This window comes from Coleofasciculus sp. G3-WIS-01 (assembly GCF_040223135.1).
Lineage (GTDB): Bacteria > Cyanobacteriota > Cyanobacteriia > Cyanobacteriales > Coleofasciculaceae > Coleofasciculus.
Window position 1 is genome coordinate 56,257 of record NZ_JAVJZI010000196.1, and the last position, 21,726, is coordinate 77,982.

Genomic DNA, 21,726 nt, shown 5'->3' on the forward strand with positions numbered 1-21,726 from the left:
TTAAAGCAACCCCGTATTCGTACCGGGTTTGCCAGTGGCTAGCTTTACCTTGATAATTTTGCCGCCCATTTTCATGATCCGCTGTTGTTCCCGAAACCAGTTGTCGTAGGGAACTAACTTGGTGAAATAGGTGTTTTGCAACTCCCGTTGGGTTCGGGTTCGGGTTTGGCTAGGGACACAAGCGGTCACCTGAAACATTCGCATGATTGAAGTTCTCCTAATTAAAACTCAAAAACTTTAAATTTAAATCAGGTTTGGGACTCAACTGTCAATACCAGATTGTCAAAACTCATCTGCTTAAGCAAAAAGTCAGACTTGCCTTCAACAAGCTAGCACTCACAATTGACTTCCCAAACCTTGAAAAAATGACCGACTACAGGTTCACAACGGAACGTTCAATAATTCCCTAGCTCAAGCCAGAGCAAATGTAGTCGAAGTAAACACCCATTTCCTTACCAGCATCAGCACCAACCAGACTGGCGGTAACTTCTTTCATGGCTTGGATGGCTTGTACAGTTGCACCAACGGGAACACCTAAAGAGTTATAGGTTTCCTTGAGTCCATTCAGTACCCGCTCATCCAGGATGGAGGGATCACCCGCCAACATGGCATAGGTGGAGTAGCGCAGATAGTAGTCCAAGTCCCGGATACAAGCAGCGTAGCGGCGAGTGGTGTACATATTGCCACCCGGACGAGTGATATCCGAGTAGAGCAAAGACTTGGCAACAGCTTCTTTAACGATAGTTGCTGCGTTAGCACTAATTGTGGTTGCCGCACGCACCCGCAATTCACCCGTGGCGAAATAGCCCTTGAGCTTGTCCATCGCAGAGGCGTCCAGGTATTTTCCTTGAACGTCGGAAGAGTTGATAACAGAGGTAATTGCGTCTTGCATCGATTCTATTTTCCTTATTTCACCTAGTCTCTCAAATCCTTAAGACAGACGCGCACCTTCCCGGTGTGGAAGCGTCATGCTACGTCTTTCCCAGTAGGATAGGGTCTACTGCATTGCTCCGATTACATAGTCGAAGTAGGAGCCAGCTTCAGCCGCATCTTCCCCAGTCATCATACCGGTAGCAGCGCTTTTCATGGCACGAACGCCTTCGACAACAGCGTCAACGGGAGTTCCTAAAGACTTGTACATTTCGCGCACGCCGACTAAGCCAATTTCTTCAATTGGGGTAACATCGCCAGCGACAACACCATAGGTGATCAGGCGCAGATAGTAGTCCAAGTCACGCAAGCAAGTTGCTGTCATTTCTTCACCGTAGGCATTACCACCGGGAGAAACAACATCAGGACGCTTCTGGAATAACTGGTCTCCAGCTTGCTTAACGATGCGCTCACGAGAGTCTGTCAGCGCTTGAGCAACCCGTAGGCGACGCTCAGCAGACATAACAAACGACTTGATCCGGTCTAACTCACCAGGGCTTAGGTAACGAGCCTCGGCATCGGCATTCACGATTGACTTCGTGACTATACTCATTTACAGGATTCCTCCTCCAAGAATGTAACCAGGTGTGCTTAAACTGGCTTATTGTAACTGTTGAAACGCTGAAACGCTTCCCAATGGGCTAGGATCTCCAGCTCGGACGGCTGACTCTGCTCAATCTTGACATCGATCGATTAAGTCGTTTCAAGATTGGTGAGAGTAGCTAGCGATACATTAGGTCAGTGATACAGCTCTCTTCCGCAAATATTCTGCGATAGATTGTTCACATTTTTCCTATGTTCGCAACATTTTGTAACATTTGTCCTCAGATTTAGGGGTTGGGAACCCCTGAGGTGTAGAGACGTAGCATGCTACGTCTCTACACCTCATTGCACGTCTAGGACATTGACCTAATCCCTAATCAGAGATAGATTTAATGCTCCCTAAGTAATTGCCAGCAGGCAACGAGGGAACGCGAGGATAGGGAACTACATACTCCCCAAAGAAACGAGCATACTCTGAACTGTCAACCATGGCAACCACCGCCGCATTAAGTCCTTGCTCAGCCATCAATTTGGTGTAGTCCTGAATCTCCGTTTGAGTCGCAGGAGTCCGTCCCAGTAGGTGACGGAACAACAACTCGATGACTTTAGCACTAGGATAGGGCGAGTAGAAGCGCTGACGATAGCTTTCACTACAGGCCAACCCCTTGACAAATTCGCGCACAGAAATGTCACCCTGGCTTAGTTGACGCTCTAAGTCAGGCTGTCGATAGGATGGGGGAATTTCACCCGTCCAAATATCCATCACCTGAGCGTAAATTGCCTCAATCACCTGAGCCGTTTCGCCCGGATTTCCGGGGTTCAGGCGAAAAATCCGTGCCGGTTTACGATTGGCAATTCCGATGGCGGCTTGAACCGACGGATTATCGTCCTTTGGTACAGAACGACTGAGTTCCACAAAATCAGGCTTAGCCGTCGCCGCCATATCCGCGATCGCTTTACCCGTCAGGGGCAGTTTTGCCCCATCCACTCGCGAACTGACTGGCTCAAAGCTAGGAACAACCAGTTGATTATTCTGCTTGGTCAGCTTGTTATAGAGTTTCTCCGTATTGGGGAAGTTCGCCGCCGGTAAAGTGGGGAAGCGACGATAGGGAACCGTATCTTCACCAAAGACTTGAACATACTCCATGCTGTTAACCATGACACCGATAAAGCCTCGGATACCCTGGGACGCCAGAATCTGGTTGTACTTTTGGATTTCCTTTTGATTCTCCGGTGCCCGACCCAAGAAATGCTTCGTTCCCAACTCAATTACCTTGGTGTTGGGGTAGGGCGTGTAGAACTCTTTGATGTAGAGTTCAGAGCAACCTAAACCTTCAATAAACTCCTTGAGGTTAATTTCACCGTTCCCCAGCTTGCTTTCCAGGCTAGAAAACTGACCTTTGACCACATAAGGTTCAACATCGCGCTCAAAGATTTGTCGATACGCGGCACGAATCAGAACCTTCACCCCTGGCTTATCATTGAGATCCGTCAGCTTAAAGATCTTAGTCTGCTGGCGCTTCGTACTCACGCCCTGATTAATCCGGAATTGAATATCCGGATCAGTCCGCGTTTCGGTCACCTCTCCCATCGCCACATAGGTGGGAGTTGCCGGTACTTCTGGCTTGGTACCCACATCCTCACGAATCGCACCCGGTCGAGTCGATCGCAATTGTAGACCCCCAGGTGTCAGATAGCGCTCGTAGGGAACCGTATCTTCCCCAAAGGCTTCCTCGTATTCTTTGCTGTCAATCAGCATATCAACCAGGGCGTAGAAGCCTTTTTTGGCACAAATATCAAAGTATTTGTTCGTCTCCACTCGCCCGTAAGTGGGGCGTCCCAGCAGACGACGGTGGATATATTCCACAGCCTTCATCACGTACAGGGATGTCCAGTACATCTTGCGGAAGACATCCGATTTCGCCAAGATGCGGATAAACTCCCGGATAGTAATCTCGCCATTTTCCAGCTTAATCTCCGCCACTTTCTGGCGTTGACCATCATAGACATCCCGCCCAAAGACTTGGCGATAGCAGGCGCTAATTACCTTTTGGGTCGAGCTTTCGGCAAATGTGACACTAGCCGCCTTAGTGATAGGAATCTGGTCTAAGCGGAAGACTTTAGCCCCCAGAGAACCTGGAAACTCACCCCTTGCCCGAGGATTACTGTTTTGGTTATTAGTAGCAGGTCCGCGATGGATCAGGATGCGCTTAGTATCCTTACCAAAACCAGCCGGTTGGGTGTTGGGATCGCGAGTTTCTTTGGGGAAAATTGCTCCAAACTGAATCTCTAGTGGGTCATTACCTGCACCGTATGGGTGTTGATCCGGTAACGGCTGCTCATACTTGGCAAAGGTGGTGATAAATTGGGGCACCTTGCGGAAGGGGGCGCTGTATTTGAGCAAGTCTTGCTGCATTCCCCAGTTGCGGCATTCCTGAGCCTCCTGTCCCAATCCCCGCAGGTAGGGAACGGTTTCTTCGCCAAAGTAATCTGAGTATTCCTGAGAATCGACCAAGGCGTCCACCAGCGCCGCTAAACCGCCATTGGACACAATCGAGAAGTAGGTTTGAACTTCTTCGCGAGACGACGGACCGCGACCCAGGAAATGGCGGAATGCCAGTTCTAAAGCACGACTGTTGATAAAGGGTTCATAAAATTGCTTGCGGTATAGGGGTGATTTACCCAGGCGACGCACAAACTCCTTCATGGAGAGGTCACCGTTTTTCACCTGAGATTCCAGGTACGAGATGGATTGGCTGTAGGCGCGGCTAATGTCACGCTCAAAGATTTGCCGATACGCCGCCTTGACCACTTCGTTTTTTTCTAACGCCGATAGTCCTGTCTTCATCACGAACTTCGGACGCCGTTCTGCTGCATTAAAGTAGCTTTGGGGCAGTTGTAACCCTTGCTGATCTGGCGAAGGACGCTGCCGTACTTTATCGGCTGGATTCGGGGCTTTGAATTCGTTAATCAGAATCTCAAAGTACTGACCAACCAGTTGAGCCGCTTCCGCATCGCGCTTAAAGTATCCCAGAGATGCTGCTCGCATTTCTTGAAGTGCCAGCAATGTGGCATCTCCAGAGCAGGCATTTTCGATAATTTCCCGTAATCCTCGGACGTTGACGGTAATAATGTTGGGGTCACCTGCAACGATTGAGTAGGTGAGGTAGCGCAGCATCCAAGACAAGTCCCGCAGGGATTTCTGCATATTGCTTGGACCGTAACGGGCGACGTTTATCGGTCGAAATCCCGATGGGGCAGGACCGCCACTTGAGGCGCTAAAGATGTTCCGGAATCCTTCAAAGAAACCCCCGCCACTTTCGACATAAGTCGCGGTTCCCAATTCCATCGTGCGTCTGACATCGCCTGTACCCATCGCACTGGCTGCCATTGCTGCCATTGCCATTTCTGGTGCGGGTTCTTCCCGTGGCTTCTCTAAATACGCCATCGGGGAACCGCCGACAAAAATCCGGTTAGCCGCACGGGATACAATCAAGTCTGAGTTTTGGGTAATCAGACTGGCAATATCTATCCGTCTGTTACCGGATTTGAAGTATTCGGACAGCTCACTCAGCTCTCCTTTGCCCAAGAACCGATCTTGCTGTTCGGCTTGGATAATGTTGCTAATCGGTACGGTTTGATAAAGTTGCGGACGCGCAACTGAGCTTCCACCACTTGCCTTAACACTCATTTATTTTCTTTCCGCTCCCATCGACAATTGCTACTGACTGTGTTAAGCCTGACCAGGGGATTTATGTAGGTCGCTTTCGTTTACATGAGGCTCAGCACATTAAGATTCTTCCCAGACCCAATTGCTCATGAGCTGGGATATTCTCTGTCACCTTGCCCTAAATCAACCAATGACCTAGCTCAACCTAGTCAGCATCTAGATTAAAACGTTTCTGATCTTCTTAACGGCTTTATTAAGAAGTGTATAGAATACATGCCAAAATTTTACCGTGTAATAACAGAGTCATCATAGTGGAGTGAACCCGATCGCTGAGAAAAAGCATAAGTTTTGTTACATTAGTTCGGGTTGATGGTTCTCATATTCCCTGTTCCCCGGTCAACCATCTGTCATATCCGTTATCACAACTAATAAATGACCAATGACAAAGGACAACACCAGCATTGCTGTAGCCCGGTTGTATGACGCTTACCCCTTTCCCCCAGAACCCCTGTTGGACGAACCGCCACCTGGGTATAACTGGCGCTGGAATTGGTTAGCCGCCTATAATTTCTGCACGGGTCAAAAACCGTCAAGGCAGGATATTCGGATTTTGGATGCTGGCTGTGGTACAGGGGTAGGTACTGAATATTTGGTTCATCTCAATCCCCAAGCCTCAGTTGTGGGTATCGATTTGAGTGCTGGGGCTTTGCAGGTGGCGCAGGAACGGTGTCATCGCTCTGGGGCGAATCGGGTTGAGTTTCATCACTTGAGTCTCTATGATGCCCCAACATTGGCGGGAGAATTTGATTTAATTAACTGTGTGGGCGTATTGCATCATTTGCCTGATCCGATTCAGGGTATTCAGGCATTAGCTCCCAAGTTAGCACCAGGGGGCTTGATGCACATTTTTGTCTATGCTGAATTAGGTCGCTGGGAAGTTCGGCTAATGCAACAGGCGATCGCACTCCTGCAAGGGGAACAGCGTGGGGATTACCAAGATGGTGTGCAAGTCGGACGTCAGGTGTTTGATTCATTACCAGAAAATAATAGAATTGTCAAGCGAGAAAAAGAACGCTGGTCATTGGAAAACCAACGGGATGCTAATTTCGCGGACATGTATGTGCATCCCCAAGAGATTGACTACACCATTGACACTCTATTTGAGTTGATTGATGCGTCGGGGTTAGAGTTTATGGGCTTTTCTAATCCCGGATATTGGCAATTGGATCGTTTATTGGGGAAAAATCCAGGGTTAATGGAACGGGCGAGTGGGTTGAGCGATCGCGAAAAGTATCGTTTAATTGAATTGTTAGATCCAGACCTGTCCCATTACGAGTTTTTCCTGGGACGCCCGCCTCTACCGCAGGTCGATTGGTCACAGGATGAGGAGTTATTCGCCGCAATCCCAGAACGTAATCCCTGTATGGAAGGGTGGCCCAGTCAATGTCTATTTAACTACGACTATCAGATTATCAATTTATCAGATGCCGAGTTTGCTTTCCTACAGGCGTGTGACGAGAACAGCAGCCAACAGCGCACCGTGGCAGAGATTTTAAGGGATGTAGCATTAGGATTAGATGGAGTGCGATCGCTCCAACAGCAGCAGCTTGTTCTCTTAAGTCCCATGACACTGACTTAAGCCCTGAACTTAAACTAGAACCATAATCCATCCTCAAGCCATTGGTAACTCAAGCCAAGGACTTCATGTTTAGACTGATAGAGCAATTTATACAATGGCTGGGTCAACCGCCTCAGCCGCCTGTTGAACAGCCAAAGGGTGTAGAACTATCTCCACAACCCAAACCAGAGGAGTCTCCCCTTGATGATGTTGATGAACAAATTGCTGAGAAATTAAACGTTAGTGAACCGTCTCCTGAATCGGCGAATCCTGAAACTCTGCAAGAACAACTCAATTTCTTAGCTCAAGGGAAACTCTCCTTGTGGCCCCCCCATCAAGAGTATATTGGTTCAATTGTGATTAATCGTCCCCTTATTTTAGATGGACAAGGGGCAACCATTTGTACAAATCACGGACCCGTGGTGTCTATTGAGTCCGATAGAGTCAGCTTGTGTAATCTCAGAATAGAGTTCACTGGAGAAGTCGGAAGCTGTATAGAAGACCAGTGTGCCATTCTCGTAAAATCTGGACAAGGCTTACAGCTTGATAATGTCGAAGTACGAGGTTCAGTGATGGGATTACCAGAAGAAGAGGGTGAGTGGAACTATCCAGAATCATTGCATCTGGGTCAACTTTCCCATGGAAGAGAACATGATTTGTTCTTGCGAATTATTGTGCCAGTGAACTGTACAATTTCAGCTAATATATCTGGACTGGCATTTTTACCTCGTCACCTTACTCCAGGACAAAACGAGATTCGCCTCCATATAGATTCTCTGCCAAAAGATACGTTAATTAACGGTAGTATTTTTCTGGTTTCAGCATCTCTGAAACGCCGCATTACATTAACCGCTCATATTCTGGCTTTGCCGGATGATAAAGTTCCCTCGACTCAGAATAAAATTGTTTGGCAACCTGATAAATATTCGAGTGTCTCTGTTCAAGAAGATAGGAAAAGTAGGGAAGATCAGGAAGTATTGTCAGAGTTAAGTTATAGCCAACCATCTGCCGATGTTGATGTACCTCAAACCGATGATGAATTTCCCACTGAAGTCCAACCAAGCCAACCTTTACGAAAGCAGAAAATACGCCCAAATCAACAGCCTAAAGAGGGGCTTTTTCCACCCAGACAACATAGTCAGTCTGTAACTGTTGAACCAAATTATGATAGTTCTGTGGAGTTGACTCAATCACAGATTCCAGATTTATTTGCTCAATCTCAAAACCTTGTTCAGAGTCAGCCAGATTCTCTTGACTCAGGGAGTATTCCAGTCAAGGAACATCAGATAGGTCGTGCTTTCTCGATACCGAACTCAGACAATAAGACAACACCAGAAATTGAGGAGAAACCTTCACAACCACAACCCAAGGTTTCCTCAGTATTTTTAGACCAAGAAACAGCATTCAGCCAAGAGCCATCTCAGGAAGCGCCGTCTTCATCTCGTTCCGTGCGATCGCAACCCATCAATAACCCGCTATTTCAGCAAAAGTCTACTTCTAGTATGCCTCTAGATGAACCGGACAAGACTGGGGATTCATCGTCATCTAGCGACGATTCAATCAACACAAATCCTAGCAAAAGTCAATCTCAAGATACACTAGACTCAGGCAATAAGCCAGAATCATCTGCCAATAATATTGCGCCCAGTCAATCTGTATCAGGCAAAAGAAAAATAGTTCAGCAGAATACTATTTCATCGATTTTCGGAGGTGATTCCGAGAAAAAACAGCCCGACGAACAAGAGGAAGGTGGGGAAGGTGGGGAAGGTGGGGAAGATGAAGGATGAAGAGTCAATGACTACTGCCCATAGCAGAGAGTAGAGACACGCCATGGCGTGTCTCTACACGAGAGGATTATGTCCTGGAATGGGTAGCGAGCTTACTGGGGAGCATTACGCAGTAAAATCGTTAAGGTTTAAATGCCGAACAGCTTACTACATTTTGCTGATAATTTTTTGCACAATCTGCATTCCCGTTACAGCTTGCCAGCCAAACAGTCCTAAAAGCACCGCATTCAGGGCAATATGGCTATAGCGAGCCCACATTTGACCTTTTTGCATGAATGGTGTAAAGGACGCCGACATGGCAATGAGGGCAGTCATACTTAAGCCAACCAGCAAGTGGGGACCGAAAAATAACTTACCGTTGTTGATGTAAGTCACTGCCATTCCGCCAACGGTGCTAATCACCATAACGGCTAACAGGATTGAACCAATTTGATGGTGCTTGATATTGTATTTACCCTTGATTAGCTCTTTGCGGAGTTCACCTTCTGCCGTTCTCGTCTGTTGAATTTTGATCCCCAGATACAGGGCATAAATGGCAGTTGCCAGCAGGAGCCACATCACTATAGGGTGAAAGAATTGGGAGTAAACTTTAATCGGTTCTGGGATGTCGAAGTTCATAAGCTTCTTAGAGGAGTTTCAATATAGTGACAAAAGTTAACATAGCATAGCTGCTGTTTCCTCTAAAGTCTGATAACGAAACTGACTTCCCTCCCAAGAGATAGATCTAACTAGTCTGATTGGCACTAGCGTTGACCATTCCCCTGGAATAGCTATGATCCAAAACACTGATGGCTTACTGCTGAAAGCCGCCCAAAGTGGCAACTTGACCCAAATCAAAACCCTGCTGAGTCAGGGGGTGAATATCGATGCGACTGATCGCGATGGCACGACTGCCTTGATGATAGCCGCTCAACGGGGTTATACCGAAATTGTGCGATCGCTAATCGCGGCGGGTGTCAATATCAACCTGCCACGAAAACGGTACAGTTTAACCGCACTCATGCTTGCTGTCGCCGCCAATCAGGTGGATGCAGTAGAAACCCTAATCGCCGCCGGTGCTGATGTTAATGCCAAGAATGAAGATGGTAGCACTGCGCTGATGGTGGCGGCACATAAAGGTCATCTCAAACTGGTACAACGCCTACTCAAAGCAGGTGCTGATGTCAATATCCAAGACAAAGATAACGATAACGCCCTGAAGCTAGCGGCGGAAAGTGGTCAGATTCAAATTGTCAACACCTTACTCGAAGCTGGGGCAGATGGCACACTGAGTTCAGAGGCATTGCTTCTGGCGGCTAGTGAGGGTCGTACTCAGATGGTGAGCCGATTACTCGAGGGTGGGTTTGATGTCAATACTCGAAACGTTGATGGCAGAACCGCGCTCATACAGGCGGCGGAGTTAGGCTATTTACCGATTATTCAGCTATTGTTGGCTCATGGTGCTGATGTCAATCTGCAAGATGAGGACGGTGAAACCGCGCTGACTTTAGCGGCAGATCAAGGTCATAGGTCGGTTGTCCAGGCTTTATTAGCGGCGGGTGCAGATGTGAATCAGCACAATCTCAGGTGTGGAACTGCCTTGATGGCGGCAGCAGCCGGGGGTCATTGTGACATTGTTCGGGCATTACTGGATGCGGGGGCACAGATTAATGTCCAGGATGCTGATGGGGAGACAGCATTACATTTAGCCTCTGTAGAAGGGCATGGGGCGGTTGTGGAGGCGTTACTCCAGCGCAACGCTAGCGTACACCTCAAAAATAAGCTGGGCGACACGGCGCTGCTTCTAGCCGCTTTACATGGTCACACAGATATTGCGATCGCGCTGTTGCAACATGGCGCTGACGTGAATGCAACTAACCAAGCCGAAACCCCACTTACCCTTGCCCTATCTCAGGGATATTCAGAAACCGTCAAAGTATTGCTCAAAGCTGGGGCAAATGCCAATTTTACGGACATCAAAGGGAAAACCCTGTTAATGAAGGTGGCTGATCAAGGGGATAGTGAACTGATACGCTCGGTATTAGAAGCGGGCGCGGATGTGAATCAGCGAGATAGTGCGGGGGCGACAGCCTTAATGTGGGCAGCCCATCGGGGTTATATCCCAGCCGTGAAATGTTTACTCGAAGCCGGTGCTGATGTCACCCTCAAAAATCGGGGTGGTTATACGGCGATGATGATTGCTGAATTTAATGGGTATCCGGAAGTCGTGGGTGTTCTTAAAGCCGCAGGGGCGGCTGAGTGAGGAATCAACGGATAATCCAGAATTTTCATCCCTCGGTCAACTAATGTGAGTTTGTAGGGGCGGGTTTAACTATTATCATTGTTTGCCCCCCTGATGTCATTAAACCCGCCCCGTTTGAATGACAAATAACAAATGACAAATAATAAATGACAAATAACAAAAAGATTTTACCCTTAGGTTTATTGTCAATAACTTTAATCAGTTGGCTCGTTGGATATCAGCTATTCATACCAAGGATAACCCTGGCTCAACGTCAACGCTTTCTGTGGTTAGATTTATATCAAACCAACTCATCATCCAACAATAACACTGAACCCCCAGCGCGGGGAAGAACGGGAGGAAGTCGTGGTTCCGTTTGTCCCATTTCTCCAGCCTACAATCCTTTAGCCATTCCCTTAGTTTGGAGTAATCGCCCATTATTTATGTGGCGACTTAAAGAGGGAGAAGAGATTGGCAAACTTGAACTGTGGCAGCATGTTACCCAGGATGTGGTGTGGAGTAAACAAGTGAGTCCATCAGAGGATATGCTTTTGTATGATGGGGAAGCGCTGCAACCGGGAGAGCGTTATTTTTGGGTATTATTTAATCAGGACTCTGTTCCCCTTTATCGGCTAGCCTTTCAGATGGTGGATCAACCAACACGCGATCGCATCTCTTCTGATTTGATGACTATAGAGGCACAATTGCAAGACGATAGAGCATCAACCGAGGAGATAGCTTACGCTAAAGCCCAGTATTTTGCCACTCGTCAGATGTGGGCGGATGTGTTGCAACAGGCGTACAGTGTGGAAAATCCGTCAATGGCTTTGACTGACTTTCTTCAGATGACTCGTCAGCAGTTTTGTTCAGGTTAAACTCGTTTTATTAATATGAATTAAAGCATATTTATAAACAGGTAAAAAACCTTAAGCGGCTATCGATATGACGGCTATTAGGTTAAGCTCAAGAAAAATGTGATTGAATTTCGTCGTCAACGCTACAGAAATTAGGAGTGGGGGTTGTATTGCACCTGCGCGATCGCGTTTTGCCAAAATCTTCTCACAGCTATAGATAATTAAGCTATGGATTGACTGACCTGTTAAGGATAATGGCATGACTAGGATACCACCGATTATAGAACGGGCTAAAAATTGTGCGGATTATCAGCCAAGTTATGGCTAAAACTGGCAATAAGACCCATCACCCCTAATAAAAATTTAGGGACTTGGTTACCAAGCCCCTACTCACCCTCACCGTAATTATGGGTATTCAACCGGACATGATATTACTTCCCCCAAACTCCGATCACAAGTTAAAGTTGCTCGGCAGTTGCTCAGCCGGACCCTCTGTTGAACCAGAAATTGCTTTCCAAGCCGTTAATCCACCTTTGAGGACAGATACAGATACAAAACCCGCTTCCCGCAGTTTTGCGGCGGCTTGATTGCTTTGTTGATCATTGTCACCGTAGACGTAGATCTCACGTTGCGGTTCGAGACTGGATATGGCACGATCAGTTAATTCGTCCATCGGCATCGGCACCGCACCCCTGATCCGAGCTTGGTTAAAGGCAGCGCGATCGCGAACATCCAAAATTGTCAAAGCAGGTTCACCCCATTGTAGGCGGGATTTGAGTGCTTGAGCGCTAGACTCTGGCATCTGCTGGGGTGATGCTGGGGTAGGAATTGCCTCAGCCACATTTTCTTTTGCCTGGGAGATGGGATTTGTTGTTTGTGGGTCTGACATAATAGTTGTGTGGTGATAAATCTTAATCACTTCACCATAATCAGATTTGCCTCCTGTAAACCTCTTTCTTTAGACGTAAGGTTTCACTCATCAGTGCGGTCTGATGAGTGAAAATGCTTAACAGTTTTCGCTCCAGTTCCCTATCCGTCTTTAGGATACTTCACGCTTCCTTGAGCAAATAGCTTGCGGCTAACTCATTTGGACTTATATTTTCATAAGGTTCAAAGGGTTGATGAATCCAGGGATTGGCGGATAAATAGTCTACATAATAATCAGGAGTGATCAGGGAGTGAGCTTTGTACCACAGAACCGCCGTGCGAATCTCTAATTCATTCCCATACCGTTTCTCTAGCCAATGCATCGATTCCCGCAGGCTAACGCCAGAATCCACTAAATCATCCACAAGTAGCACACGATTCCCTAATGTTTCCGTTATCATCGTCAGATGGTGGGAAAAGGTGATTTCACCTCGGACACGGTTTTGGGAACCCCCATAAGACGATGCTGAAAGAATCGCTAAGGGTTTGTTGTAAATTCGGCAGAGGATATCCCCAACCCGCAGTCCTCCTTTAGCAATGCAGACAATTTGGTTAAACTCCCAGTTGGCTTGATAAATCTTGACGGCTAGGAGTTCAATTTTTTTATGGTATTCTGACCAAGAGACATAAAGGTCTGACATCAGCAGCATCCAGTAAAGGGTAAATCGGGATACCATGGTTCCCTTAAATCCCAAATTAAAATAATTTTAGCTTGATCGGCGATTCATCTCACACCATAATCTTTGTTGGTGTGAGATGAATCGCCTGTGTAGAGTGTGAGTTATAATTGAACTTAAGGAGGTGATAAAAATTGAAGCGAAGCAAAGACACATTTAAACTGAATTACCAGTATAGAATTGTGCCGGATAGGCAACAAACTTATCGGCTAAATGAATGGCTGTACAAGTTGTGCCGGATACACAATCTGATGTTGGAAGAACGGTTTAACTGGTGGGAGCGATTACGCTCACCTGTCAATGCTTGTCCAATTTTTGTAACTTATTTACCAGAACTCAAAGACCAGCCAACCTATTACTCGCAGAAACGGGCAACCCATTGGTCAAGGGAATCGAATAAACACCTGTACGAAGGGGTTCATTCCCAGGTAATCCAGGAAGCAATTAAGCGGGTAGAAGATACGTTTAATCGGTTTATTAAAGGCGATTTAAATGGGAAGCGAAGCGGAAAACCTCGCTTTAAATCAGTGCGGCGATACCGGACAGTTTCTATCCCTAAACTAAAAGCTGATTGCCTGAGTTTTACTGTTAACCCGCATCGGCGCAAAAATGGCGGTACAGGACGGGATCTTGCCTATATCAACCTACCCAAGGTGGGTCAGGTAAAACTAATCTACCATCGCCCAATCCCAAAAGGATTCACTATCAAAGCGGCGCTAGTTTCCCACAAAGCAGATGGTTGGTATATTTGCTTAACCCTAGAGGATAAATCTATCCCCTTCTTTAAGCCACCAGAGATAGAAGCAACAGAAGAGAACTCCATTGGATTGGACGTTGGTTTGGGTAGGGGCGAAGCATTTGCGCTGACAACTTGTGCAACTAACCGCTCACTAAACTCCGCAAATGCTTCGCCCTTACAAACGGCATCGGATGGGGAAATTGAGCCTATTCAACAACATTACCGCCAGTCCGAGGCGAAGTTGGCAAGGTTGGCTAACCGCAAAGATGGGAAGCCGCATAAGTCGGCATCACGGCGAAAGCTGGCGAAAAAAATATCGAAGCATCACCAAAAGTTACAGCGGAAGCGAAAGCAATTTCATTATGAATCTGCGACTCGACTGGTGAGCCGGGATGAGAAGGTGTTCTTTGTCGAAGACATCAAGCCAGGGAACTTATCCCGAAAAAACAAGCCAAAACAGGACAAAGATGGGAAATATTTACCAAACGGACAAAGCGCTAAGTCAGGTTTAAACAAATCAATCAATGACGCTGGCTGGGGTCAATTCCTTTCAATTCTCAATTACAAACGGCGATTGCCTGGTAAATTGGTGGGTAGGGGCGAAGCCTTTACGGAGAAAAGGTAGTAATGAATTGCATAACTTGTATTCGTAAATGCTTCGCCCGTACACCTCATAACACAAGCCAGGTATGCTCTTGTTGTAATCGCGTTGAACAAAAAGATTTATCAGTACGAATTCACCACTGTTTATGTGGGTTTGTGCTGGACAGAGATTGGAACGCTGCCATTAACATCAAGAAAGTGGGCTTTTGCATATTCCCCACTATAAAACGCCGGAAGCGTCGTTCTCTAGGGCGGCGACAAAGGAAGCCTACACCGTACCCCTAGGGTCGGTGTAGGAGGATGTCACCGACATAAATTATAAATGTGAAGTAAAAAAATACTAAGTCCATCCTTTTGTCCCCCTTCCCTCTTGATTGACTACTTAGTTGTTTCGGTTAAAAGTGTAATATAAGTTACAGTACAACTAGATTTTGGGAGACATTTAAAAATGACCTACCGAATTTTAAGCTTAGATGGTGGTGGCATTCGCGGCATTATCTCAGCCGTTATCTTAGCAGAAGTTGAACGAGTTCTCGACCAACCTTTAAACCAATATTTCGATTTGATTGCCGGCACATCTACCGGTTCAATCCTCGCCTCAGCTATCGCCATTGGACGCAAAAGCGAGGAGATTATTAGGCTATATCGAGAGAAGGGGGCAAGAATTTTTCCCTATCAAGGTCGCTTTTCCCGCCAGCGGTTGGGATTAGTGTTTCAACACGGTCTTTCAGCACCGCTCTACCCAGACGACGGCTTAATTAAAGTGTTGCAAGAAGAGTTTGGATCAACAAAACTATCGGATATTGAGAACCCCCTCCAACTGATGATTATTGCCTACGATACAATCGGGCGAAAACCCATTGTGTTTAAAAGTTGGCGTGAAGACCAAGATTTTTTCAATATTCCTTTATGGGAAGCCTGCGTCTGTTCCTCATCTGCACCAACCTATTTTCCGGCTCACCTTTTACAAACATCGAGTCGAGAATATTCTGTAATCGATGGTGGCGTTGGCGCCAACAATCCGGCTGCGGCAGCTCTGGCAGAAGCGCTACGATTAAATTATTCAATTCAAGATATTTCTGTACTCTCAATTGGCACTGGCAATTCTGGCCGTCCATTTCCCTGGAAGGAGACACGCGGCTGGGGATTGGCACAATGGGGATGGCAAGGACGCCTAATTGACGTATTATTTGATGCGTCTTCTGATATTCACGATTATATTACCCGGCAGATCATGACTTCTAAGGACTTAGGTAATCCAGACGTTCAGCGCTACCTGCGCCTACAACCCGATATTATGAGTTTTGAAATCGACAACGCCAGTCCGGGAAATATTGCCAATCTTACCATGTTTTCCCGAGATTACATTGCGGAAAACCAACAGGTGCTGAAGAATTTTTTAATAAGTAATAAGTAGAGACATGCCATGGCACGTCTGTCATCAGCAGGCTCTCTTTAGTCACTGTAGGGGCGGGTAGGGACTCAATAGCTTGTTGCCAACAACTGAGCAACTTGCACCCGCCCTAGCTTATCTTAAAATATAAAATAATTGAGTAATGAAACCCAAAGCCCGTAAACAATTCGCGCAACATTGGCTGCGTAGTGAAAAAGCCCTAAATCAAATCATTACAGCATCAGACTTGCAGCCAAGGGATCGCCTGCTGGAGATTGGTCCGGGAACGGGTGTGCTGACGCGGCGACTCCTGGCGGAGGTGGAGTCATTGGTGGCTGTTGAGATTGACCGGGATTTGTGCCAACTTTTGGCAAAAAAGTTAGGTCAAAAGGAAAATTTCTTACTATTACAAGGGGATATTCTCTCCCTTAACTTAGCCGAACATATCGCCGCCTTTTCTCATTTCCATTATCCGAATAAAGTCGTTGCTAATATTCCCTACAACATCACAGGACCAATTTTGCAAACGCTCTTGGGAACCATCGCCCAACCCGTTGCTCCCGCCTTTGAGTTAATTGTACTATTGGTGCAAAAAGAAGTGGCGCAACGATTATGTGCTAAACCAGGTGGCAAGGAATTTGGCGCGTTATCGGTGCGGGTGCAATATCTGGCAGACTGTGAATGGATCTGTGATGTCCCAGCCAAAGCCTTTTCCCCACCGCCCAAAGTTGACTCAGCCGTAGTCTGCTTGCATCCCCGAATTGTAGAACCCTCAGCCGATAATCCCCAAAAGCTAGAAACCTTAGTCAAGCTGGGTTTTGCCAGTAAACGGAAAATGTTGCGAAATAACCTCAAATCTGTATGCGATCGCGATACAATTAACCAATTACTGGAACAATTAGATAGTCATCCCCAAGCGCGTGCTGAAGACTTGAGCGTTACTCAATGGGTTACTCTTGCCAATCGCTTAAATGCGGGAGTAGGGGAAGCCGGGGGATAAGGTTTGTCGATTTCCGATAACGAGACTAAACCCGCCCTGCACGAGTGACTCATTTAATGTAATTTATAATGCATAATTCATAACTCATAATTCCCCCATGCGTTCCTATTCCCTAATCGCCCCTGCCAAAATTAATCTGTATCTGGAAATACTAGGCGATCGCGCCGATGGGTATCATGAACTGGCGATGATCCTGCAAAGCATTGAACTCGCTGATCAAGTTAACATCCGCGCTATTGGTACTCAAACCATTCAAGTTCACTGCGATCACCCGCAAGTTCCCCGGGATGAAACCAATCTGGCTTATCGGGCTGTGGAATTGATGAGTCAAGAGTTTCCCGATTGCTGGGCGCAGTTTGGGGGTGTGGAAGTCACGATTCAAAAGAATATTCCCGTCGCGGCTGGATTAGCAGGAGGGTCTACGAATGCTGCAGCCGTTTTGGTAGGATTGGATATGCTCTGGCAACTTGGACTTACGCAGCCAGAATTACAAGAGTTAGCCGCGAAACTGGGTTCAGACGTGCCATTTTGTCTAGCTGGGGGAACCGCGATCGCAACGGGGCGAGGCGAAGAACTTGATCCCTTACCCAGTCTGGATTCTTTCTATGTGGTGTTAGCTAAGCATCAGAACTTAGCTGTTTCCACAGCTTGGGCTTATCAAACCTATCGGTCTGAGTTTGGCAACTCTTATAGGCGTTCTGATCTAGCATCCAAATCAATAGCAACTGAACCTTTAAATACCCCGACTCGCGTACATTCAGGTTCTATGGTTCAAGGTATTATAAATAAAAATGGATCAAAAATTGGTCAACTGCTATACAATGATTTAGAAAAAGTTGTGCTGCCTAACTATCCCCAAGTCTTGCAACTGCGGCAAGCCTTTGAAAATAGCGGTGCATTAGGCACAATGATGTCCGGTTCAGGACCTACGGTATTTGCCCTTTGTCAGTCCCAGGAACAAGCCCAAGAAATTTTACAACAAGTTCAGTCAGCGATTCGGTGTCCAGATTTAGGGTTTTGGGTGAGTAAGTTTACCAGTCATGGGATTCAGATTATCTCCCCCCAGAAATCCTTATTTATCGGAAATAGAGAATAGGAAAGTAGAGACGTAAGGCGTGGAACATCTGGGAATAGGGGAAGAGCCAAATTAAAATTGTTTAAATTTGTCATTTATGATCACATCACCACAACTTCCCCCTTTTGGGGGACGATCTGGAGGCGGAAATCTTGATACCAAAGACAATAGGCTCGGATGCTTTCGTCGGATCAGACGCAAGAGCTGATCTGAACAAGGGAAAAATCCGACAACCATTGCCGTGTAAAGAATTTGGAGAATAGAATTATGAATACCCAAAACGAAGCCCGGAAACTTGCTACTCAAGAGCGTCTCGCCGACGAGCAATTGAAACAAAACATGCTCAACCGTGCAGAAGAAGAGGTTGAAGTTCCCTCTGCTGATAGCCCGACTCAACAGCAAACGCGGGAATCAGCAACCCAGCAGCGCGAGAAAGATGAACACTTGCAACAGACAATGCACAGCCGCGCTCAAGAAAATACACCATTGGGTTCGTAGTCAGGGATGCGAACCCTAGATTTTGTTGGGTTTCCTAGATCAACCCAACCTACAACCTATTCCACCATTGAGTAGGCTAAGCCTTTTTGCACTAAGATATAGCAGTAGACACACCGATTAGGACAAGGGAACTGTTGTTCCAGACGTTCCGGCGGAACGTCTGGAACAAATGATACCAAATCCGGGGAACGCTACCCCCGTTATAAACCAGTCCGCGCAGGCGGACGAAAGTTTGTGTAGCAGCGATTTCAATCGCCGTGGCAAAAGGGGGTAATAAAGGCGGATTTGGTATGATGTGTCCCAACCGCTATGGCGGTTGCTATAAGTGTTGACCCAGTTCCTGTCGCAGGCGATAGAGAATCATATCCGGTTCAACTTGATTGAGAATATCTTGAATTACACGACTCGCACCCAAAGGTCCCCAAGTGCAGCCTTGTTCTAAATAGACTTGCGCCGCATGACCAACCGTGTATGCCCCATACCCGGCAATCCCAGCTTGAGTAACAGCAACTCCAGCATAAGCCGTGATTCCGCCAATACTATCTACTGTACTGACAACAGCCGAGGCACTTTTGCCCATTCCCAACAGTGCACTACTTCCCAGTTCACCCAAAAGCAAGCCCCCGGAACTAATTAATATTTTGCGCCATAGTTTTCCTGCTTCATAACTCGTCATCGGTAAACCGTAGAGTCGGGATAAGGAACGAATCAGTGCCAAGTCTGCTACAGTTCCACCTAAAATATCCAAGACACCAATCGGATTGAGCGCCACTGCCAGGGCTTTATACTTAGCAAAGCGCCAGATTAAATCTTCGGCTTCCGTTTTACGTTGTGCAACAGTTTTCTGGGCAATGTTAACTTGAGCAGTTCGGGCTTGAAACAGGGCATTGAGTGCCAACAGCGATCGCCCTTCGCGATTGAGTATCTTTAAAATAGCTTGCTTCAACTCATCCACCTGGGGCGGTAGGGTTTCCCATTCATAACTGACGTTTCCATCAGGCAATTCCACTCGCACTTGTATGGGTGACGGTTCTGCGGCTACCCTGACGATCTCCTCAGGTGATAACATCTTTTGTAAGCGGCGATCGCGGGGACTGCCTGTACCTAGTTCTTGCAGTTGCTGGTAAATCGCGTCTCTATCTTGTTCTGGATACAAATCAATCTTGTTAAATACGAGAATCAGAGGCTTTTGGGCTTGACGCAGTTCAGACAATGCCTGATACTCCGTGCGGGTAATATCCCCAGCCACCACAAATAAAATTAAATCCGCCTGGGAAGCCACCTGTCGCGCCATCTGCGCCCGTGCTTCTCCCTGAACCTCATCCAATCCCGGCGTATCAATTAACTCTAAGAGCACTTTCCCCTCACCACCGGGCGTCCAATGTACCGACTTGGGCCACTGCGTTACCCCATGCAGGGGACCCGTTTGTAAGATTTTTTGACCCAGCAAAGCATTGACGACAGCGGATTTACCGCGACTGACTAAACCAAAGGTGGCAATGCGAATCACACTTTGGTCAAGTTTGTCCAAGCTAAACTGCAATACCTCCAGTTCATTTTGTAATGCTGCTTGCAGTTCCACATCCGGATGTGGGCGGCGGTGATGCAGGTTGTTGTACCAGGACAAGGTATGCCGCAAACTCGCACGAGCGCGGTGAATATAGTAGTCCTGGTGGTTTCGGCTGGGTTTAGGGGCAGAGGATGGTGATTGACTCAAGGTTAAATGGGAAAGGATGGGCTACAGTTCTATTTTCGTATAATCAGCGCTAGATGTTTCGGCTACGACTCAGGATTCTTTAACGTAATCGCGGAAGTCCTCACCCTCAGCAGATCCTTCGCAGGCTCAGGAGGGTGAGGATGGACACCGGGAAATTTCGTTCCTCAATTTCCAATCTTCTGGACAAGCTTAGCCTAAATGGTATATAGTGCTAAGAGGAGGTAAAGGCGATGGGACATCAAGCTGTCAAAGTTAGGCTATATCCGACAACTGAACAACAAGTGATACTAGCTCAACACTTTGGCTGTAGCCGTTGGTGGTGGAATCATGCACTCAATTTGTGCATTGAAACTTACCAGGCAACAGGTAAAGGTTTGACCCGTTCAGCATTGAATGCCTTCTTACCTAAGCTCAAAAAACAGGAGGATACTGAATGGTTGTCTGAATGCTACTCTCAGGTATTACAAGCTACTACACTCAACCTAGTGGCTGCCTATAAGAACTTTTTTGAGGGTAGGGCTAGATACCCTAGGTTTAAGGCAAAAAGAAATAAGCAGTCCATTCAGTATCCCCAGTCAGTAAAAGTTGTAGATGGTTGCCTCAAATTTCCTGGTCGCGTGGCAAAAGTCAAAGCTAAAATACACCGACCAATTGAGGGGACAATCAAAACAGTAACGGTTAGTATGACTCCATCGGGGAAATACTATGCATCCGTTTTGACCGAAGTAGAAGGGGATAACCCACCCGCTAGCACTGAGCGAAGTCGAAGTGAAGGCAAAGTAGCTGGGATTGATTTAGGGTTAAAGGATTTTGCTATTGTCAATGATGGTGTCAAGACCTCTAAATACGCTAACCCCAAGCACCTAGCCAAACATGAGCGCAACCTTAAGCGCAAGCAACGGAAATTAGACAGAAAGGAGAAGGGAAGCAAATCAAGAGATAAAGCCAGAAAGCTGGTGGCTAAGGTTCACGAACGAGTTAGTAATGTCCGTCAAGACTACTTACATAAGCTATCCAGAAAGCTTGTTGACGAAAACCAAGTCATTGTAGTCGAAAGCTTGAATACTAAGGGCATGGTCTGTAACCATAAACTAGCTGCATCTATTTCTGATGTAGGCTGGGGGATGTTTGTCAACTTCTTATCTTACAAGCTTGAATTTGAGGGCAAAGTATTGGTAGAAATTGACCGATGGTTCCCTAGTTCTAAACTCTGCTCAAACTGCCATTATCAAGTGGCTGAGATGCCCTTAGAGGTTAGGTCATGGACTTGTCCTAGTTGTGGAACTCACCACGATAGAGACGGCAACGCTTCAGCAAATATCAGAGCGGAAGGCATCAGGATTTTATCGGTCTCAGGGACTGGGACTGCTGCTGATGGAGGGGATGTGAGACCGAAGCTTGGACGTAAGTCTAAGTTGACGCAATCCCCAGTGAGATCAGAAGCTCAGGCTTCTACGAAGTAAGCCTGAGTAGT

The 21,726-nt window shown here is 46.9% G+C and carries 21 protein-coding genes; 11 read left to right on the forward strand and 10 right to left on the reverse strand.

What is annotated here, in order from left to right:
* From RIM23_RS20325 to RIM23_RS20340, 4 genes are all read right to left on the reverse strand, one after another.
* Nucleotides 1-204: a phycobilisome linker polypeptide gene (locus RIM23_RS20325; protein WP_446335895.1), complete on the reverse strand. Its 204-nt coding sequence runs from the start codon at nucleotides 202-204 to the stop codon at nucleotides 1-3.
* A gap of 202 nt (nucleotides 205-406) precedes the next feature.
* Nucleotides 407-892, reverse strand: a complete 486-nt coding sequence (gene apcB / locus RIM23_RS20330) for an allophycocyanin subunit beta (protein ID WP_446335896.1) — start codon at nucleotides 890-892, stop codon at nucleotides 407-409.
* A gap of 105 nt (nucleotides 893-997) precedes the next feature.
* On the reverse strand, nucleotides 998-1,483 hold the full coding sequence (gene apcA / locus RIM23_RS20335; RefSeq protein WP_446360384.1) for an allophycocyanin subunit alpha: 486 nt from the start codon (nucleotides 1,481-1,483) through the stop codon (nucleotides 998-1,000).
* A gap of 363 nt (nucleotides 1,484-1,846) precedes the next feature.
* Nucleotides 1,847-5,164, reverse strand: a complete 3,318-nt coding sequence (locus RIM23_RS20340; RefSeq protein ID WP_446368916.1) for a phycobilisome rod-core linker polypeptide — start codon at nucleotides 5,162-5,164, stop codon at nucleotides 1,847-1,849.
* 418 nt (nucleotides 5,165-5,582) lie between these two features.
* Between RIM23_RS20340 and RIM23_RS20345 the strand changes: the two genes are divergently transcribed.
* Together RIM23_RS20345 and RIM23_RS20350 are read left to right on the forward strand one after the other, a co-directional pair.
* Nucleotides 5,583-6,782, forward strand: a complete 1,200-nt coding sequence (locus tag RIM23_RS20345; protein WP_446368917.1) for a class I SAM-dependent methyltransferase — start codon at nucleotides 5,583-5,585, stop codon at nucleotides 6,780-6,782.
* Between the two features lie 65 nt (nucleotides 6,783-6,847).
* On the forward strand, nucleotides 6,848-8,548 hold the full coding sequence (locus RIM23_RS20350; RefSeq protein WP_446368918.1) for a hypothetical protein: 1,701 nt from the start codon (nucleotides 6,848-6,850) through the stop codon (nucleotides 8,546-8,548).
* 147 nt (nucleotides 8,549-8,695) lie between these two features.
* Here the strand turns inward: RIM23_RS20350 and RIM23_RS20355 are convergent, their stop codons facing one another.
* Nucleotides 8,696-9,166, reverse strand: coding sequence for a DUF4079 domain-containing protein (locus RIM23_RS20355; protein WP_446360380.1), 471 nt, complete (start codon nucleotides 9,164-9,166; stop codon nucleotides 8,696-8,698).
* 154 nt (nucleotides 9,167-9,320) lie between these two features.
* Between RIM23_RS20355 and RIM23_RS20360 the strand changes: the two genes are divergently transcribed.
* Together RIM23_RS20360 and RIM23_RS20365 are read left to right on the forward strand one after the other, a co-directional pair.
* Nucleotides 9,321-10,790: an ankyrin repeat domain-containing protein gene (locus tag RIM23_RS20360; RefSeq protein WP_446368919.1), complete on the forward strand. Its 1,470-nt coding sequence runs from the start codon at nucleotides 9,321-9,323 to the stop codon at nucleotides 10,788-10,790.
* 146 nt (nucleotides 10,791-10,936) lie between these two features.
* Nucleotides 10,937-11,644 (forward strand): hypothetical protein, encoded by a 708-nt coding sequence (locus tag RIM23_RS20365; RefSeq protein WP_446368920.1) that lies wholly within the window; start codon nucleotides 10,937-10,939, stop codon nucleotides 11,642-11,644.
* Between the two features lie 51 nt (nucleotides 11,645-11,695).
* Here RIM23_RS20365 and RIM23_RS20370 read toward each other — a convergent pair whose 3' ends face one another.
* The 3 genes from RIM23_RS20370 to RIM23_RS20380 form a co-directional block, all read right to left on the reverse strand.
* On the reverse strand, nucleotides 11,696-11,884 hold the full coding sequence (locus RIM23_RS20370; protein ID WP_446368921.1) for a hypothetical protein: 189 nt from the start codon (nucleotides 11,882-11,884) through the stop codon (nucleotides 11,696-11,698).
* 190 nt (nucleotides 11,885-12,074) lie between these two features.
* Complete coding sequence (locus RIM23_RS20375; protein WP_446368922.1) at nucleotides 12,075-12,512, reverse strand: rhodanese-like domain-containing protein; 438 nt, start codon at nucleotides 12,510-12,512, stop codon at nucleotides 12,075-12,077.
* Nucleotides 12,513-12,672: 160 nt separating this feature from the next.
* A complete protein-coding gene (locus tag RIM23_RS20380; RefSeq protein ID WP_446368937.1) occupies nucleotides 12,673-13,191 on the reverse strand; it encodes a phosphoribosyltransferase in 519 nt (172 codons plus the stop codon).
* Nucleotides 13,192-13,361: 170 nt separating this feature from the next.
* Here RIM23_RS20380 and RIM23_RS20385 point away from each other — a divergent pair, with 170 nt between their 5' ends.
* The 6 genes from RIM23_RS20385 (at nucleotide 13,362) to RIM23_RS20410 (ending at nucleotide 18,535) form a co-directional block, all read left to right on the forward strand.
* Nucleotides 13,362-14,591 carry an RNA-guided endonuclease InsQ/TnpB family protein gene (locus RIM23_RS20385; protein ID WP_446368923.1) on the forward strand — a complete coding sequence of 410 codons (1,230 nt, stop codon included), beginning with the start codon at nucleotides 13,362-13,364 and terminating at the stop codon, nucleotides 14,589-14,591.
* Between the two features lie 2 nt (nucleotides 14,592-14,593).
* Entirely contained in the window at nucleotides 14,594-14,854 is a 261-nt protein-coding gene (locus RIM23_RS20390; protein WP_446368924.1) for a zinc ribbon domain-containing protein, read from the forward strand.
* A 163-nt stretch (nucleotides 14,855-15,017) separates the two neighbouring features.
* Nucleotides 15,018-15,986 carry a CBASS cGAMP-activated phospholipase gene (locus tag RIM23_RS20395; protein ID WP_446368925.1) on the forward strand — a complete coding sequence of 323 codons (969 nt, stop codon included), beginning with the start codon at nucleotides 15,018-15,020 and terminating at the stop codon, nucleotides 15,984-15,986.
* 139 nt (nucleotides 15,987-16,125) lie between these two features.
* Complete coding sequence (gene rsmA / locus RIM23_RS20400; RefSeq protein ID WP_446368926.1) at nucleotides 16,126-16,962, forward strand: 16S rRNA (adenine(1518)-N(6)/adenine(1519)-N(6))-dimethyltransferase RsmA; 837 nt, start codon at nucleotides 16,126-16,128, stop codon at nucleotides 16,960-16,962.
* A gap of 97 nt (nucleotides 16,963-17,059) precedes the next feature.
* Nucleotides 17,060-18,058, forward strand: coding sequence for a 4-(cytidine 5'-diphospho)-2-C-methyl-D-erythritol kinase (ispE, locus tag RIM23_RS20405; protein WP_446368927.1), 999 nt, complete (start codon nucleotides 17,060-17,062; stop codon nucleotides 18,056-18,058).
* Nucleotides 18,059-18,304: 246 nt separating this feature from the next.
* Nucleotides 18,305-18,535: a hypothetical protein gene (locus tag RIM23_RS20410; protein WP_446368928.1), complete on the forward strand. Its 231-nt coding sequence runs from the start codon at nucleotides 18,305-18,307 to the stop codon at nucleotides 18,533-18,535.
* A 56-nt stretch (nucleotides 18,536-18,591) separates the two neighbouring features.
* Here the strand turns inward: RIM23_RS20410 and RIM23_RS20415 are convergent, their stop codons facing one another.
* Nucleotides 18,592-18,714, reverse strand: a complete 123-nt coding sequence (locus tag RIM23_RS20415) for a hypothetical protein (RefSeq protein WP_446368929.1) — start codon at nucleotides 18,712-18,714, stop codon at nucleotides 18,592-18,594.
* A 140-nt stretch (nucleotides 18,715-18,854) separates the two neighbouring features.
* The gene (locus RIM23_RS20420) at nucleotides 18,855-20,252 is read right to left on the reverse strand and encodes a GTP-binding protein (RefSeq protein ID WP_446368930.1); all 1,398 of its coding nucleotides are present in this window, start codon (nucleotides 20,250-20,252) and stop codon (nucleotides 18,855-18,857) included.
* 230 nt (nucleotides 20,253-20,482) lie between these two features.
* On the opposite strand from RIM23_RS20420, the gene RIM23_RS20425 reads away from it, so the two are divergent.
* Nucleotides 20,483-21,715, forward strand: coding sequence for an RNA-guided endonuclease InsQ/TnpB family protein (locus tag RIM23_RS20425; RefSeq protein ID WP_446368931.1), 1,233 nt, complete (start codon nucleotides 20,483-20,485; stop codon nucleotides 21,713-21,715).
* The last annotated feature ends 11 nt before the right edge of the window (nucleotides 21,716-21,726 follow it).

What these genes read in the sequence shown, in the direction of transcription:
- ispE (WP_446368927.1), top strand. Translation starts at nt 17,060, where the DNA reads ATGCGTTCCTATTCCCTAATCGCCCCTGCCAAAATTAATCTGTATCTG.
- RIM23_RS20355 (WP_446360380.1), bottom strand. Translation starts at nt 9,166, where the DNA reads ATGAACTTCGACATCCCAGAACCGATTAAAGTTTACTCCCAATTCTTT.
- rsmA (WP_446368926.1), top strand. Translation starts at nt 16,126, where the DNA reads ATGAAACCCAAAGCCCGTAAACAATTCGCGCAACATTGGCTGCGTAGT.
- apcA (WP_446360384.1), bottom strand. Translation starts at nt 1,483, where the DNA reads ATGAGTATAGTCACGAAGTCAATCGTGAATGCCGATGCCGAGGCTCGT.
- RIM23_RS20345 (WP_446368917.1), top strand. Translation starts at nt 5,583, where the DNA reads ATGACAAAGGACAACACCAGCATTGCTGTAGCCCGGTTGTATGACGCT.
- RIM23_RS20340 (WP_446368916.1), bottom strand. Translation starts at nt 5,164, where the DNA reads ATGAGTGTTAAGGCAAGTGGTGGAAGCTCAGTTGCGCGTCCGCAACTT.
- RIM23_RS20350 (WP_446368918.1), top strand. Translation starts at nt 6,848, where the DNA reads ATGTTTAGACTGATAGAGCAATTTATACAATGGCTGGGTCAACCGCCT.
- RIM23_RS20380 (WP_446368937.1), bottom strand. Translation starts at nt 13,191, where the DNA reads ATGTCAGACCTTTATGTCTCTTGGTCAGAATACCATAAAAAAATTGAA.
- RIM23_RS20365 (WP_446368920.1), top strand. Translation starts at nt 10,937, where the DNA reads ATGACAAATAACAAAAAGATTTTACCCTTAGGTTTATTGTCAATAACT.
- RIM23_RS20410 (WP_446368928.1), top strand. Translation starts at nt 18,305, where the DNA reads ATGAATACCCAAAACGAAGCCCGGAAACTTGCTACTCAAGAGCGTCTC.
- RIM23_RS20360 (WP_446368919.1), top strand. Translation starts at nt 9,321, where the DNA reads ATGATCCAAAACACTGATGGCTTACTGCTGAAAGCCGCCCAAAGTGGC.
- RIM23_RS20395 (WP_446368925.1), top strand. Translation starts at nt 15,018, where the DNA reads ATGACCTACCGAATTTTAAGCTTAGATGGTGGTGGCATTCGCGGCATT.
- RIM23_RS20370 (WP_446368921.1), bottom strand. Translation starts at nt 11,884, where the DNA reads ATGCCATTATCCTTAACAGGTCAGTCAATCCATAGCTTAATTATCTAT.
- RIM23_RS20325 (WP_446335895.1), bottom strand. Translation starts at nt 204, where the DNA reads ATGCGAATGTTTCAGGTGACCGCTTGTGTCCCTAGCCAAACCCGAACC.
- RIM23_RS20425 (WP_446368931.1), top strand. Translation starts at nt 20,483, where the DNA reads ATGGGACATCAAGCTGTCAAAGTTAGGCTATATCCGACAACTGAACAA.
- RIM23_RS20390 (WP_446368924.1), top strand. Translation starts at nt 14,594, where the DNA reads ATGAATTGCATAACTTGTATTCGTAAATGCTTCGCCCGTACACCTCAT.
- apcB (WP_446335896.1), bottom strand. Translation starts at nt 892, where the DNA reads ATGCAAGACGCAATTACCTCTGTTATCAACTCTTCCGACGTTCAAGGA.
- RIM23_RS20375 (WP_446368922.1), bottom strand. Translation starts at nt 12,512, where the DNA reads ATGTCAGACCCACAAACAACAAATCCCATCTCCCAGGCAAAAGAAAAT.